12 protein-coding genes and 2 pseudogenes are annotated in these 14,008 nt (G+C 61.7%); all 14 read left to right on the top strand.

All coding sequences use genetic code 11. The features are described 5' to 3' along the window. The first annotated feature begins 9 nt into the window (after nt 1-9). The 14 genes and pseudogenes from OMP38_RS21360 to OMP38_RS21420 all read left to right on the top strand — a co-directional run bounded on the left by OMP38_RS21360 (nt 10) and on the right by OMP38_RS21420 (nt 13,916). On the top strand, nt 10-1,173 hold the full coding sequence (locus OMP38_RS21360) for a cysteine desulfurase family protein (protein ID WP_277566953.1): 1,164 nt from the start codon (nt 10-12) through the stop codon (nt 1,171-1,173). 30 nt (nt 1,174-1,203) lie between these two features. Beyond that, nucleotides 1,204-1,740, top strand: coding sequence for a PRC-barrel domain-containing protein (locus OMP38_RS21365; RefSeq protein WP_277566954.1), 537 nt, complete (start codon nt 1,204-1,206; stop codon nt 1,738-1,740). A gap of 6 nt (nt 1,741-1,746) precedes the next feature. Then, nucleotides 1,747-1,953, top strand: a complete 207-nt coding sequence (locus OMP38_RS21370; protein WP_090114827.1) for a hypothetical protein — start codon at nt 1,747-1,749, stop codon at nt 1,951-1,953. 184 nt (nt 1,954-2,137) lie between these two features. Then, nucleotides 2,138-3,209 (top strand): annotated as a pseudogene (locus OMP38_RS21375) (AI-2E family transporter). Between the two features lie 424 nt (nt 3,210-3,633). Next, nucleotides 3,634-6,285 (top strand): alanine--tRNA ligase, encoded by a 2,652-nt coding sequence (gene alaS / locus OMP38_RS21380; RefSeq protein ID WP_277566955.1) that lies wholly within the window; start codon nt 3,634-3,636, stop codon nt 6,283-6,285. Between the two features lie 149 nt (nt 6,286-6,434). After that, nucleotides 6,435-6,710, top strand: coding sequence for an IreB family regulatory phosphoprotein (locus OMP38_RS21385; RefSeq protein WP_177244236.1), 276 nt, complete (start codon nt 6,435-6,437; stop codon nt 6,708-6,710). Next, entirely contained in the window at nt 6,710-7,144 is a 435-nt protein-coding gene (gene ruvX / locus OMP38_RS21390) for a Holliday junction resolvase RuvX (RefSeq protein WP_277566956.1), read from the top strand. Before OMP38_RS21385 ends, ruvX begins: the two co-directional genes overlap by 1 nt. After that, nucleotides 7,137-7,442: a DUF1292 domain-containing protein gene (locus OMP38_RS21395; RefSeq protein ID WP_090114837.1), complete on the top strand. Its 306-nt coding sequence runs from the start codon at nt 7,137-7,139 to the stop codon at nt 7,440-7,442. The genes ruvX and OMP38_RS21395 overlap by 8 nt, the downstream gene beginning before the upstream one ends. Beyond that, the gene (locus tag OMP38_RS21400; protein WP_277566957.1) at nt 7,439-7,756 is read left to right on the top strand and encodes a DUF1292 domain-containing protein; all 318 of its coding nucleotides are present in this window, start codon (nt 7,439-7,441) and stop codon (nt 7,754-7,756) included. The genes OMP38_RS21395 and OMP38_RS21400 overlap by 4 nt, the downstream gene beginning before the upstream one ends. Nucleotides 7,757-7,844: 88 nt before the next feature. Next, nucleotides 7,845-8,345 carry a hypothetical protein gene (locus OMP38_RS34900; protein WP_338130599.1) on the top strand — a complete coding sequence of 167 codons (501 nt, stop codon included), beginning with the start codon at nt 7,845-7,847 and terminating at the stop codon, nt 8,343-8,345. Beyond that, nucleotides 8,260-9,300 carry an endolytic transglycosylase MltG gene (gene mltG, locus OMP38_RS36650; protein WP_477100080.1) on the top strand — a complete coding sequence of 347 codons (1,041 nt, stop codon included), beginning with the start codon at nt 8,260-8,262 and terminating at the stop codon, nt 9,298-9,300. Before OMP38_RS34900 ends, mltG begins: the two co-directional genes overlap by 86 nt. A gap of 5 nt (nt 9,301-9,305) precedes the next feature. After that, nucleotides 9,306-10,202 (top strand): annotated as a pseudogene (locus tag OMP38_RS21410) (peptidase U32 family protein); the annotation flags it as partial. Between the two features lie 45 nt (nt 10,203-10,247). Next, a complete protein-coding gene (locus OMP38_RS21415) occupies nt 10,248-11,537 on the top strand; it encodes a peptidase U32 family protein (RefSeq protein WP_277567609.1) in 1,290 nt (429 codons plus the stop codon). A 246-nt stretch (nt 11,538-11,783) separates the two neighbouring features. Further along, a complete protein-coding gene (locus OMP38_RS21420) occupies nt 11,784-13,916 on the top strand; it encodes a methyl-accepting chemotaxis protein (RefSeq protein WP_277566958.1) in 2,133 nt (710 codons plus the stop codon). The last annotated feature ends 92 nt before the right edge of the window (nt 13,917-14,008 follow it).

Here is a 14,008-nt window from a genome sequence, read left to right on the forward strand (position 1 = left end):
GTGATGGATATGGAACGCATTTATATGGATTACGCCGCGACGGCGCCGATGCTCCCCGAGGCGCTCGCCGCTTACGTGTCGGCGGCCGGCGATGCTCCAGGCAACCCGTCGAGCCTCCACGCGTTCGGCCGCGGCGCCCGCAGCCGCGTGACCGAAGCTCGCGACGCGCTGTCTGGCGCGATCGGCTGCCGGCCGGACGAGCTGACGTTCACCGGCGGCGGCACCGAGAGCGACAATGCCGCCCTGTTCGGCGCGGCCCGGGCGCAGCGCGCCAAGGACCCGCGTCGGATCGGCATCGTGACGACTGCGGTCGAGCATCACGCGGTGCTTCATGCCGCGGGGCGGCTGGCCGACGAAGGCTTCGCGCTTACCGTGCTGCCGGTCGATCGCCTCGGACGCGTCTCTTTACATGACGCCGAAGCCGCGATCGACGATACGACCGCGGTCGTCAGCGTCATGTACGGGAACAACGAGACCGGCACCCTGCAGCCGATCGGGGACATCGGCGAGCTGGCCCGCCGCCATGGCGCCGTCATGCACGTCGACGCCGTTCAAGCGCTTGGCTACGCGCCTATCGATGTCGGCACGCTGCCGGTCGACCTGCTCAGCCTGTCCGCGCACAAGATCGGCGGACCGCAGGGCGTAGGCGCGCTGTATGTGCGTACGGGCACGCCATGGCAGCCGCTGCTGTACGGCGGATCGCAGGAGCGCCGCAGGCGCGCAGGCACGGAGAACGTCGCGGGGATCGCGGCGTTCGGCGTCGCCGCTTCTCTTGCGGCGCGCACGGTAGACGCGCGGCGAGCGCATGCCGAAGCCGTTCGCGACGCGCTGTTGACAGGCTTGCGCGAACGGCTCGGACCCGAAGCGGTGACCTTGAACGGCGATCCCGACCCGTCGGGGCGGCTGCCTCATATTCTGAATATCGGCATCGAGGGCGTTTCTAATGAGACCTTGCTGATGAATTTAGATTTGCAGGGGATTGCCGTATCCGGCGGATCGGCATGCACGTCCGGTTCGCTGCAGCCGTCGCACGTGCTGACCGCGATGGGGCTATCGCCTCAATTTTGCAAAAATTCGGTAAGATTTAGCTTCGGAATGGGCAATACTATCTCTCAAGCGGACAAAGCGGCAGAAATTGTTGCAACCATTGTCGCCCGCTTGCGTAAGAGATAACAGGCAGCCGCCTATACATGCGAGGTTGAGATGAATCGTAGCCTGCAGCAGATGATCGGATTGCCGGTGCTGCTCCCGAACGGCAAGCGCGTAGGCCGCGTGCTGGACATCGGATTCGACGAATTTTGGGAAGCCGAGTACGTCGTCCTGGACGGCGGGTTCGGGCTCGGGCGCAAAGTCCGCATCGCGAAGTGGACGGACGTTCTTACGAGCGGCGAAGACGCCTTGGTCGTCAAGGACAAGGACGCGATCCGAAGCCTGCCTCGCAAGAGCCTGCAGCGGACGTTTCACACGGGATTGATCCGGATGCGGGAGCTTCCCGTCTATACATTGGAAGGCCAGGAACTTGGCCGTATCTCCGATGTTTATTTTCGCAAGACCGCGGGTACACAAATAGCAGGCTATGAGTTGACGGACGGATTACTCGCGGACGTGTTCGAAGGACGGCGGCGCATGTACCTGCCGGACGGCCCCAAGGACTTGACATTGGGCGAGGATGCGATCCTCGTACCCGCATCATATGAGCGAATTATGGATAGAGACCCTAACGCGGAAAGTGAAAGGTGATAACCGATGATGAGATGCCCGAACTGCAATTCCAAAGATATCGGCAAGATCGGATCGCATCAGTTTTACTGCTGGAGCTGCTTCATCGAATTGACGGTGAACGGAGACAAGATGTCCGTTTATCAGGTCGAGGAGGACGGCACGCTGAGCTCGCTCGACGATCTGTTTTTCGGAGAGCCGATACCCCCGCATATTCATGCAGGCGGCATGTGACGATTCATTCCGGGCGATCGGATTATCATCACCCCCTGACGGCCCCCGCGCTCCTCATCGAGCGCAGGGGCTTTTTTTGTATGGCCGGATAACCGGAGTTCGTCCTTTGATACAGGTTTATGCCGGCGCGGTTGTACATATACTGGAGGGTGGACCGGACAAGAACGGTCGGGGGGGTGAAAAGATGAACCGGCTGTCGCAAAGCCGCCTGCTGGCCGTGCTCGTCTATATCGTGCTGGCGCTTCTCGCGCTGTATCTGGCGACGCTCGTCAGGCCGATGCTGCTGTCGGTGTGGCGCTTCGCCAAGGCCGTATCCGCGCCATTTCTCATTGCGATGATCATCGCGTACGTGCTCAATCCGATCGTCGCCATGCTGCATCACCGGAGAATGCCGCGGACCGCCGCCGTGCTGCTGATCTACGCGGTGTTCGTCTGCAGCAGCGTCGTCGTGCTCGTGAACGTGGCCCCGATGTTCGCCGCGCAGGTGCGGGAGCTGAACGAGCATATGCCGGAGCTGACGATGCGGGCGCAGAGCCTGGTGGACAGCTTCAACAAGAACGACTCGCTGCCCGATACGGTGCGAAGCGGCATCAACCGGGCCGTATTCGGGCTGGAAAAGCAGGTCTCGATGCGCATATCCGATTTTTTTGAACAATATCGGCGCCGTCGTCAACGTCATCTTTCTCCTGATGATCGTTCCTTTTCTCGTATTTTATATTTTGAAGGACATGGACGTCTTCGAGCGGGCCGTGCTGAAATATTTGCCGCGTGCCAGAAGGCAGGGCACGATCCGGCTGTTCAAGGAAATCGACATGGCGCTGGGCAGCTACATCCGCGGACAGTTCATCGTGTCGCTGTGCATCGGGCTCGCCGCTTATATCGGCTATCTGATCATCGGCATGCCGTACCCGCTTCTCATGGCCGCATTCGTCGCGCTGTTCGATATCATCCCGTATCTCGGACCGTTCCTCGGCGCGCTGCCCGCGCTCGTCATGGCGAGCACGATCTCGTGGAAAATGGCGCTGTTCGTCGTCATCGTGAATACGCTGTGCCAGACGCTCGAGAGCAACGTCATCAGCCCGCAGGTCGTAGGCCGATCGATGAAAATGCATCCGCTCACGATCATCTTCGTCCTGCTGATCGGCGGCGAGCTGGCCGGCGTCGTCGGGCTGCTGCTGGCGGTGCCTTTATACGCGGCGCTGCGCGTCGTCGTCCAGCATCTGTTCGCGTACTACATCCGGCGAAAAACCGTTTGACACCGCCGAAAGCGCAACCCTATAATGATAACGTCGCATGAAAAGCTTCAGCAAGACATAGCCATCGAGCGTTGAAGAAGCAAGAGTACCCCGAGAGTCCGCAGTGCAGAGAGAAGACGCCTTGCCAGATCGCCCCCGAGCCCTTCGGCTATGCGGACAAGCGGTACCGGCCAGGCTGCGAGCGTCTTCGTGCGAAGGGCGGGGGAAGCCGGCTTCCGAGCTTCGGACCCAATCCGACGGGCAGGCCCGTTACAGCCTGAATAAGGCGATTCCGCGCCGATTACCCCGGCTGCTTGCCGGCGTCAGGCGGAATAACCAGGGTGGTACCGCGATCGATTCGTCCCTGAATTTCAGGGGCGTTTTTTATTTTTTTACAGGTAAGGAACTGGCCGAAGCGCCGCAATGACAAGGGAGGACACTCATTATGCAACCGTTAAAAGCCGCCGAGATTCGCGACAGATGGCTCCGTTTTTTCGCTTCCAAAGGACACCGCGTCGAGCCGAGCGCCTCGCTCGTGCCGCACAACGATCCGTCGCTGCTGTGGATCAATGCCGGCATGGCGCCGCTGAAGGCCTACTTCGACGGCCGCGAAAAGCCGGAAAACCCGCGCATCGCGAACTCCCAGAAGTGCATCCGCACGAACGACATCGAGAACGTCGGCAAGACGCGCCGGCACCATACGTTTTTCGAAATGCTGGGCAATTTTTCGATCGGCGACTATTTTAAGGAAGAAGCGATCACTTGGGCTTGGGAGTTCCTGACCGGTCCGGAATGGATCGGCTTCGCCCCTGATCGCCTGTCCGTCACCGTGCATCCGGAGGACGAGGAAGCGTTCAAATTCTGGAACGAAAAGATCGGCATTCCGGCCGAGCGCATCGTCAAGCTGACGGACAACTTCTGGGACATCGGCGAAGGCCCTTGCGGACCTTGCACCGAGATCTTCTACGACCGCGGCGACGCGTACGGCGACCTGTCCGATCCGGAATGCTACCCGGGCGGCGAAAATGAGCGCTTCCTCGAGGTGTGGAACCTCGTCTTCTCGCAATTCAATCACAACAAGGACGGCAGCTACACGCCGCTGCCGAACAAGAACATCGATACGGGCGCGGGACTCGAGCGCTTCGCTTCGATCGTGCAGGACGTCGATTCGAACTTCGACACGGACCTGTTCCAGCCGATCATCGCGCGGGCTGCGGGCATCGCCGGCGTCTCCTACAAGGCGAATGCCGATCATGACGTCGCCCTCAAGGTCATCGCGGACCATATCCGCACGGTCGCCTTCGCCGTCGGCGACGGCGTCATGCCGTCGAACGAAGGCCGCGGCTACATCATCCGCCGCCTGCTGCGCCGCGCGGTCCGCTACGGCAAGGTCATCGGCGTGGACCGTCCCTTCCTGTGGGAGCTCGTGCCGAGGGTCGGCGACATCATGGGCGGCTATTACCCGGCCGTCGTGGAGAAGGCCGAATTCATCGAGCGCGTCATCCGCACCGAGGAGGAGCGCTTCCACGAGACGCTCAGCGAGGGGCTGTCCCTGCTGGCTGATCTATGCGCGAAGGCTTCTGCGGCAGGCGAGAAGACGATCGCAGGCGCGGACGCGTTCAAGCTGTACGACACGTACGGCTTCCCGTTCGACCTGACCGAGGACTACGCGGCCGAGCAAGGCATGACGGTCGATCGCGAAGGCTTCGACGCTTCGATGGACGAGCAGCGCCAGCGGGCGCGCGCGGCCCGTCAGGAGACGGAGAGCATGAAGGTGCAGGGCGGGCCGCTCGCCGACTACACGGTCAAGAGCGAGTTCGACGGCTATGGCGCGTTGACCCTCGGCGCGACCGTGGCGGCGATCGTGTCGGGCGACCGGTTCGTCGACGCGGCCGGCGCCGACGAGACGGTATCGGTTATCCTTGACCGGACGCCGTTCTACGCCGAGAGCGGCGGCCAGGTGAGCGACACCGGCATGCTGGTCGGCGAGGGCGGCCTTGTCGCGGCCGTCGCCGGCATGGGCAAGGCGCCGCACGGTCAGCCGCTGCATCAAGTGACGGTCACTTCGGGCACCCTGAAGGTCGGCGACAAGGTGACGGCGAGCGTCGACGCGGTGGACCGCGCCGACATCGTCCGCAACCATACGGCTACGCACTTGCTCCACAAGGCGCTGAAGCAAGTGCTGGGCGAGCACGTCAACCAAGCGGGCTCGCTGGTCGAGCCCGACCGGCTGCGCTTCGACTTTTCGCACTTCGGCGCGATCACGGAAGCCGAGCTGGCGGACGTCGAACGCAGGGTCAATGAGCAGATCTGGCTCGGCACAGACGTCGACATCAGCCTAAAGCCGATCGACGAAGCGAAGTCGCTCGGCGCGATGGCGCTGTTCGGCGAGAAATACGGCGACATCGTGCGCGTCGTGCGCGTCGGCGACTACAGCCTTGAGCTGTGCGGCGGCTGCCACGTCTCGAACACGGCGCAGATCGGCCTGTTCCGACTCGTGGCGGAAAGCGGCATCGGATCTGGCGTCCGCCGGATCGAAGCCGTGACCGGCCGTCACGCCTACGCTTACATGGATGAGCAGATCGGCCTGCTGAAGGGCGCAGCGGCGCTGCTCAAGACGGGCGTGACCGAGGTGCCGCGCCGCGTCGAGGCGCTTCAAGGCGAACTGCGCCAGACGCAGCGCGAAGTGGAGTCGCTGCAAGGCCGCCTTGGCCGCCTCGAGGCCGCCGAACTGCTCGGCGGCGCCAAGGAAGTGGGCGGCCTGACGCTGCTCGCCGCCCAGGTGAACGTCGGCGGCATGGACGCCCTGCGCGGCGTCGCCGACGAGCTAAAGGCGAAGCTGCCGGAGGCCGTGCTGGTGCTCGGCGCGGTGCACGACGACAAGGTAAGCCTTGTCGTGTCCGTATCGCCTGCGCTCGTGAAGCGCGGCCTGCACGCGGGCAAGCTGATCAAGGAGCTGGCCGCGATCTGCGGCGGCGGCGGCGGCGGCAAGCCGGAGCTCGCGCAAGCCGGGGGCAAGGAGCCTGCCAAGCTCGGCGAGGCGCTGCGCGCGGCCGAAGACTTGGTGGCGGCCGCCGGCGCCGGCGCCGGCGCCTGATAGCGAACGCGGCTGCAGCGGTTACGGCGTCGATGCGCCGGTTCGGCAGGCCGGTCGACGCGTCCTCCGCACGGGCCGGGAGCGCGCTTCCATTTCCCGTCCAGCGGAGAATATGATATGATGTTGGCATAAAGCGAGGTGCTGCGAAAATGAGCTCGTCCGACAAGAATCAAATGGATAAGACGGTCAAATTCGACGTCATGCCCGACCCGGAGGAGATCTCCGCGAAGGATATCCTGCTGACGGTGCACGACGCGCTGGTGGAGAAGGAATACCATCCCATCAATCAGATCGTAGGCTATCTGCTGTCCGGCGATCCGGCCTACATTCCGCGGCACAACAACGCAAGAAGTCTGATCCGGAAGAAAGAACGCGACGAACTCATCGAAGAGATGGTCCGCTTTTATCTTCAGCAGCACCGCTGATGCCGAGGATCATGGCGTTGGACTACGGAGACAGGCGCACGGGCGTGGCCGTCAGCGACGCGTTCGGCTGGACGGCCCAGGGCGTCGAGGTCATCCAGCACAAGACCGAGGACGCTTGCCTTCGCAGGGTTGCGGAGCTGGCTGCGGAGCTCGAGGCCGACGAGATCGTCCTCGGCTTGCCCAAGAACATGAACGGCTCCGTCGGCCCCAGAGGCGAATTGTGCATCGCGTTCGCTGGCAGGCTCGAGGAGACGCTGAAGCTCCCCGTTAAGTTGTGGGACGAGCGACTGACGACCGTCGCGGCGGAGCGCGCGCTGCTCGAAGCCGACGTGAGCCGGGCGAAGCGCAAGCAGGTCATCGACAAGATGGCCGCGGCCATACTGCTTCAGAGCTATTTGGATTCCAGATCGAGAGGGGTTAATCTGCATGGCTGACGATACGATCCGCCCTGAAGACGAAGCGGAGATTATTTATATCCCGGACGACGACGGCAACGACGAGGCGTTCGAAGTGATCATGCGCTTCGAGCTCGACGACGGCACCGACCGCAAGTATATGATGGTCGTGCCGGCCGACGCCGAGGACGAAGAGCAAGAGGTATACGCGTTCCGCTTCGACGAAGAGGACGACGAGATCAAGCTGTATCCGATCGAGAGCGAAGAAGAGTGGGAGATCGTCGAGGAGACGTTCAACACGCTGGCGGCCGAATTCGGCGGCAGTGAAGAGCAATGAGCGAAGCCGGGAAGCAGGGTCACGCCTCCCCGGGCGGCGCGCTGCAGCAGGCGTTCGGCGCCGAGATCGAGCTGACCGGCGAGAGCGGTTCGACGCAGGTCTACCGGATCTTGGCGGAGCTTAGCGTGAACGGCAAGCCTTATGCCGTGCTTCAGAGCGATGCGATGCGCAAGGAAGGCGAGATCGAGGTGTTCCGCGTGCTGTCCGAGGACGCCGGCGAGCCGAAGCTCGAGTCGGTGGACGACGACGAGGAGTGGGAAGACGTCGCCGAAGCTTACGACGACTTGCAGTTCGGGTCGGACGACCGGCCTTAAGGGCCATAGGCGGGGCATTCGTGGAGAGCGGGCGACCGCTCTTCACGGCTATTCGGCCGCTTTTTATTCAAGCAGGAGGGACGAGAGCGTGAGTAAAGACGACGACAACAACGGGTGGAAATCCGTATATTCGGGCAATCTTCCGGAAGACCGCGAAGACCCCGATGCGGAGCCTGCCCGGGTGCGCGACGAAGAAGAGCAGCCTGCGATCGCGCCGCTGCCGCCGCGGGCGCGATCGGTATCGCCATCGCCGCCCGATCGGCCGTCGGCGGCGCCCGCGCGCAATGCCGCCGCAGTCAAGCCCGAATCCGCGCCCGAACCCGAGGAAGAAGAGGACGAAGACGACGAGCCGCCGAAGAAGGGGCACGCCGGACTTTGGTCCTTCCTGATCGCGCTCGGACTCGTCGTCATCGCCGCCGCCTCGATTCTTTTTTTACGTATGGAACGGACTTCGGCCGCCCGGGTCCTCGGATCAAGCGGTACGCGTCACCATCAGCAAGGGGATGGGGGCCAAAAAAGTCGGCGAGACGCTGGAAGCGAAAGGACTTATCCGCAACACCTTCTTATTCAGCATGTGGCTCAAATATAAAAACGAAGGCTCCAGGTTCCAGGCCGGCGACTACGACTTCAAGCCAGGCATGACGAACGGCGAGATCGTGGCCAAGCTGAACAACGGCGAGACGGTCGCAGCCGAGACGATCCGCTTCACGATTCCCGAGGGATTCACGGTCGTGCAGATCGCGGACCGCCTGGCGAAGGAAGGGATCGTCGACAAGGACAAGTTCATGAACGCGGTGCGGAGTCCTGCCCAGTTCTCGAATTCGACTTGGACCAAGCAGATCCCGGCCGACGGCGACCTGCGCTACCCGATCGAAGGCTACTTGTTCCCGGAAACGTACGAGATGAAAAAGGGGAGCACGGAGTCGGACATCATCGACAGGATGCTCGCAGAACTCGACCGCAAGCTGGGTACGCTGCCGGAAGATTGGCAAAGCGTATTGGAAGAGCGCGGGTGGACGCTCCACGAGCTGCTGACCGCGGCGTCGCTCGTCGAACGAGAGGTCGTCGTTGAGGAAGAGCGGCCGATCGTGGCCGGCATCATCCTGAATCGACTGGACAAGAAGATGCCGCTGCAAATCGACGCGACGATCCAGTATTTGCTGGACAAGCAAAAAAGAGAAGCTGACGAACGACGACCTGAAGGTGGACAGCCCTTACAATACGTATCAGAACAAGGGGCTTCCGCCGGGGCCGATCTCGAGTCCGAGCCTCAAGTCGATCGAAGCGGTGCTGTATCCGGCCGATACCGACTATCTGTATTACGTAACCAAAAAAAGACGGCTCCAACACGCATCTGTTCGCGGAGACGTACAAGCAGCATCAGAGAAACATTCGAGAGAGCGAAAAGAACGAGAAGTAAAGCGGCGTACGCGAAGGCTTGCGACCGATATTACGGCCCGGCGGCGGCTATCGTCCGGCGCGTCATCCCCTGCGGATGCGCGACGGCGGAGGCAAGCGCCGGGCCTCACGTTTGGATGAGGTGAGGGAAATGACAACGGAGCTGTTGATCTCGGCGGGCTCGCTCGCCCAGATCAAAGCCTATGCCGAAGCCGGCGCGAGCGCCGTGCTCATCGGCGATGCCAGATTCGGGGCGCGTCTGCCCGGTTCGATCGCGGCAGAGGAGCTGAAGGAAGCCGTCGCCTGCGCGCATGCGCTCGGCATCAAGGCTTATATCTCGGCGGGCAAGCTGCTGCGCAATCATGAGCTGCACGGATTGCCGGCGTATCTTCGCGCGGCAGCCGAAGCGGGCGCGGACGGCGTCACGTTCGGGGATCCGGCCGTATGGATGGCCGCCCGCGACGCGGCGCCGGGCATCGCGCTGCACTGGAACGTCGAGATGACGGGCACGAATTCCGCGGCGGCGGCCTTCTGGGCGAAGCGCGGCGTGACCCGGGCGGTCCTGGCGCGCGAGCTCAACGGCGAAGAGATCGCCGATTTCAAAAGGAGCGGGTCGATCGAGGTTCAAGTCCAGGTGCACGGCATGACGAATATTTACCATTCGCAGCGCAACCTGCTGCAGAGTTATATGGACTATCTGGGCCGGGAAGCGAGCCTGGTCGATCTGGGACCAAGCGAAGGCCGGTTCCTGATCGAGGCCGAACGTCCGGACGAGCGCTTGCCCGTTTACGAGGACGCGGACGGCACCCACGTGATGAGCGCGGACGACATTTGCCTTCTGGAGGCACTGCCGGAGCTGCTCGAGGCGGGCATCGACAGCTTCTATATCGAGCCGCTGCTGAAGTCCGAGGCGTACAACATCGCCGCGCTTCGCAGCTACCGGCATGTCATCGACGCCTGGCATCGCGATCCGGAAGGGTACGAATTCGACGAGGAATGGCTGGAGCCGATCCGGGCTCTTCAAGATCCCTGCCGCGAGCTCAGCTTCGGCTTTTTTATACAAGGAGCAAGTTTACTAATGGAGGTGTTGACGATGAACGGCACTGCCGTCCATGACGCCGAATCCGCCGCGGGGAAGGGCCGCCGGTACCGGCTAGACCGACCCGAGCTGCTCGCGCCCGCCGGCAATCTCGAAAAGCTGAAGTTCGCCGTCCACTACGGCGCCGATGCCGTCTATATCGGCGGTCAAAGCTACGGCTTGCGGTCGAACGCGGACAACTTCAGCTTCGAGGAAATGCGCGAAGGCGTCGAATTCGCCGCGCGCTACGGTGCGAAAGTATTCGTGGCAACCAATATTTATGCCCATCAAGAGGATCTCCCGGGCATCGCCGAATATTTGAAACAACTTGAAGCCGCCGGGATCGCTGCCATCATCACCGCCGATCCAGCCATCGTCGAGACGGCGATGGCGCATGCGCCGGGACTCGAAGTACACCTGAGCACGCAGCAGTCGACGATGAACTGGCAGGCCGTGAAATTCTGGAAGGAAGTGGGACTGCCCCGCGTCGTGCTCGCGAGAGAGACGTCCATGGAGGAGATCCGCGAGATCAAGTCCAACGTAGACCTGGAGCTCGAAGTGTTCATTCACGGCGCCATGTGCTCCTCGGTATCGGGACGCTGCGTACTCTCCAACCATTTCACCGACCGCGATTCGAACCGCGGCGGGTGCTGCCAGTCGTGCCGCTGGAAGTACGACCTGCACCAGGACCACGGGCCTGTCGGCGATCCCGGCGATCATATGTTTACGATGGGCAGCAAGGATCTGTGCATGATCCGGCATATCCCCGATCTCATCGAAGCGGGCGTGGACAGCTTCAAGATCGAAGGCCGGATGAAGAGCATTCACTACGTCGCATCGGTCGTCGGCGCCTATCGCCAGGCGATCGACGCTTACATGGCGGATCCGGCGGGCTACGCGCTTCGCCCGGAGTGGGAAGCAGAGATCGGCAAGGCGGCGAACCGTCCGCTCAATACCGGCTTTTTCTACAGCACGCCAGGCGCTTCCGAGCATATATACGAGCCCGAGGAAAAGCCGGCGCCTTACGACTTCGCCGCCATTGTCAGGGAGTACGATCCGGAGACCGGCATCGCCGTCGTCGAACAGCGCAGTCCGTTTCGGCCGAACACGGAGGTCGAGTTCGTCGGCCCGGGCGGACGCAGCTTCAAGCAGGTCGCGGGACCGCTCGCCGATATGGAGGGGACTGCCGTCGACGTAGCGCGGCATCCGCTCCAGCTGCTCCGGATCCGGACTTCCGAACCGGTCGCCCCGCTTGACATGATGCGCAAAAAAGATCGGCTCCGTCTGATTTCGACAAAAAAATAAATAGTTTGGACAAGAAAGCGTTTCAAAAAGGATATTAAAACAGCTTGTCGAATTAACACTGATAGTGCAGATGACCGATATATATTCGGAGATGATTCTGCACCGTCGGATGTTCGGCAAGCTTTTTTGTTTGTCCGCTGTCCGCGATGGTACGTAGTAACGTGTTCCCGTTCGGGATTAGATGCGCCTTTAGGCGCAGTCTCGACGGCCAAGAGTCATTTAACTAAGTCTCGGAGGGTGTGTCAGATGAAGCAAAGTTGGCGCGATCGTGTCAAGTCGGTGGAGTGGAAGCAAGGAGCCGACACGCTGGGAGGGTTCGCGAAGAAATTCGGGCAACAAATGAAAGAAACGAAGCTGGAAAGCCCGATTCGTTCTGTCGGCGTGAAGCTGTTCATTCTTGTGTTCTGCGGGATCCTGCTGTGCGTCGTGTCACTCGGACTATTCTCCTATTCCAAGTCCCGTTCCGTCATTGAAAACAAAGTATCCGAATCCAGCATGGAGACGGCGAAGCAGGTATCCGGACGGATGGACCTGCTGCTCTCCGGGTACGAGCGCAAATCGATGGAGTTCTTGTCCGACTCGGAGTTCATCTCGCAGGTAAGCGCCGCTATTTCGTCTACGGACGATTTCGAACGCTTCGACAATCAGCGCACGATTACGACGAAGCTGTCCAACGTCATGATCTCGGACAATGCGATCGCCAGCATTTTCTTGCTGCCTACCGATCCTTCCATGACCGTGATCGGTTCTTCCAATTCGGGCGGCATTCCCGACATGAAGGAGAACTCGCCTGCATTCGTCGACACGATGAAGCAAGCGGCGGGCAAGGTCGTATGGGTGCCGACGATGCCGAAGGGCATCACGGGCAAACAGTCGGCGCCGACGATCGCGGTCGGACGCGCATTGATGAACGTCAATTCCGGCAATCCTTACCTGCTGGTCATCGAGCTTAACATCAAGGCGCTGCAGGACATGCTGGCGAACGTGAACTTCGGCGACGGCAGCGCGACGTATATCGTCGCGCCGGACGGCACAATCGTCTATGCGGCCGATGCCGCTTTGATGGGCACGAAGTACGAACAAAAGCTGCCGGACGAATCCGGCGAAGTCAAGATCAAGTCGGGCGGCAAAGAGATGCTCTCCGTCGGCTCCGCATCGGCCGGCACGAGCGGCTGGACCGTCGTCGGGAACATCCCGACCTCCTCGCTCGTCAAGGACGCAAAGGTCATCCGCAACCTGACGTTCCTCATGTGCGGTCTGTCCGTGCTCATCGCGGCGCTCATCGGACTGTTCATCATGTGGACCGTCGGCAAGCCGCTCGGCCAGCTCCGCCATCTGATGAACGAGGGCGAGCGGGGCAACCTGACGGTGCGCAGCTCCATCCGTCAGAAGGACGAGATCGGACAAGTATCCGACAGCTTCAACCGGATGATGGAGCGCATCACGGAGCTCGTGCGCCAGACCAATCAGTCCGCGAGCGAGGTGCTGGAGACCGCGAGCTCGCTGACGCTGGCGTCCACGAAGACGGCCAACGCGGCCAAGGAAATCGCTGTCGCGACCGAAGAGATCGCGAGCGGCGCTACGAACCTGGCCGTCGAGTCCGAACGCGGCAGCGAGATGACGGGACAGATCGGCGACAAGGTCGTCTCGGTCATCGATTCCAACGTTGAAATGGGCAAGTCGGCCTACGAGGTCGAGGAAGCCGGCCGTAAGGGCACGCAGTACATGGCCGGCTTGATGGAGAAAACCGGGCACACCGAAGAGATGACACGCTCGATGGTCGACAAGGTCGACAAGCTCAAGGAGAGCACCGGCTCGATCAGCAAGATTCTCGACGTGCTCGGCAACATGACGAAGCAAACGAACATTCTGTCGCTTAACGCCACGATCGAAGCAGCCCGGGCAGGCGCTGCCGGCAGAGGCTTCATGGTCGTCGCGGACGAGATCCGCAAGCTGGCGGACCAGTCGCGCCAATCGATCGGCGTCGTCGGCGAGATCGTCGACCGGATCGGCCAGGAGATCGACGAGACGGTATCCGTGCTCTCCGACGCTTACCCGCTGTTCAGGGAGCAGATCGAAGCCGTCCGGGATGCCAACAAAATTTTCGAAAACGTGCAAACGCACATGGGCGACTTCAATGAGCGCCTCCATGCCGCGACCGCATCGGTATCTCAGCTCGAGCAAGCCCAGGAGACGCTGACGATGACGATGACGAACGTCAGCGCCGTCGCGCAGCAAGCTTCGGCGACGAGCGAGCAGGTTGCCTCGCTGAGCAACGAGCAGCTGGGGATCAGCGACGGTCTCGTGCAGCTGTCCAACAAGCTGGAGACGGTGTCCCAGCAGCTGCGCCAGTCGTTGTCGCAATTCACCGTCTCTTAATCGATTCGAATCGCATCGTATCCAGGCACGAATGCCGCTCCCAAGTATGGGGGCGGCATTTTTATTTTTGCGAGAAAACAGGTTCCTGTACG

Origin of the sequence: Cohnella ginsengisoli (genome assembly GCF_029525555.1) — a bacterium.
GTDB classification, from domain to species: Bacteria; Bacillota; Bacilli; order Paenibacillales; family Paenibacillaceae; genus Cohnella; species Cohnella ginsengisoli.

Excerpts from the sequence above, each read along its gene's own strand:
- OMP38_RS21360 (WP_277566953.1), top strand. The coding sequence starts at position 10 with ATGGAACGCATTTATATGGATTACGCCGCGACGGCGCCGATGCTCCCC.
- OMP38_RS21365 (WP_277566954.1), top strand. The coding sequence starts at position 1,204 with ATGAATCGTAGCCTGCAGCAGATGATCGGATTGCCGGTGCTGCTCCCG.
- OMP38_RS21370 (WP_090114827.1), top strand. The coding sequence starts at position 1,747 with ATGATGAGATGCCCGAACTGCAATTCCAAAGATATCGGCAAGATCGGA.
- alaS (WP_277566955.1), top strand. The coding sequence starts at position 3,634 with ATGCAACCGTTAAAAGCCGCCGAGATTCGCGACAGATGGCTCCGTTTT.
- OMP38_RS21385 (WP_177244236.1), top strand. The coding sequence starts at position 6,435 with ATGAGCTCGTCCGACAAGAATCAAATGGATAAGACGGTCAAATTCGAC.
- ruvX (WP_277566956.1), top strand. The coding sequence starts at position 6,710 with ATGCCGAGGATCATGGCGTTGGACTACGGAGACAGGCGCACGGGCGTG.
- OMP38_RS21395 (WP_090114837.1), top strand. The coding sequence starts at position 7,137 with ATGGCTGACGATACGATCCGCCCTGAAGACGAAGCGGAGATTATTTAT.
- OMP38_RS21400 (WP_277566957.1), top strand. The coding sequence starts at position 7,439 with ATGAGCGAAGCCGGGAAGCAGGGTCACGCCTCCCCGGGCGGCGCGCTG.
- mltG (WP_477100080.1), top strand. The coding sequence starts at position 8,260 with ATGGGGGCCAAAAAAGTCGGCGAGACGCTGGAAGCGAAAGGACTTATC.
- OMP38_RS21415 (WP_277567609.1), top strand. The coding sequence starts at position 10,248 with ATGAACGGCACTGCCGTCCATGACGCCGAATCCGCCGCGGGGAAGGGC.
- OMP38_RS21420 (WP_277566958.1), top strand. The coding sequence starts at position 11,784 with ATGAAGCAAAGTTGGCGCGATCGTGTCAAGTCGGTGGAGTGGAAGCAA.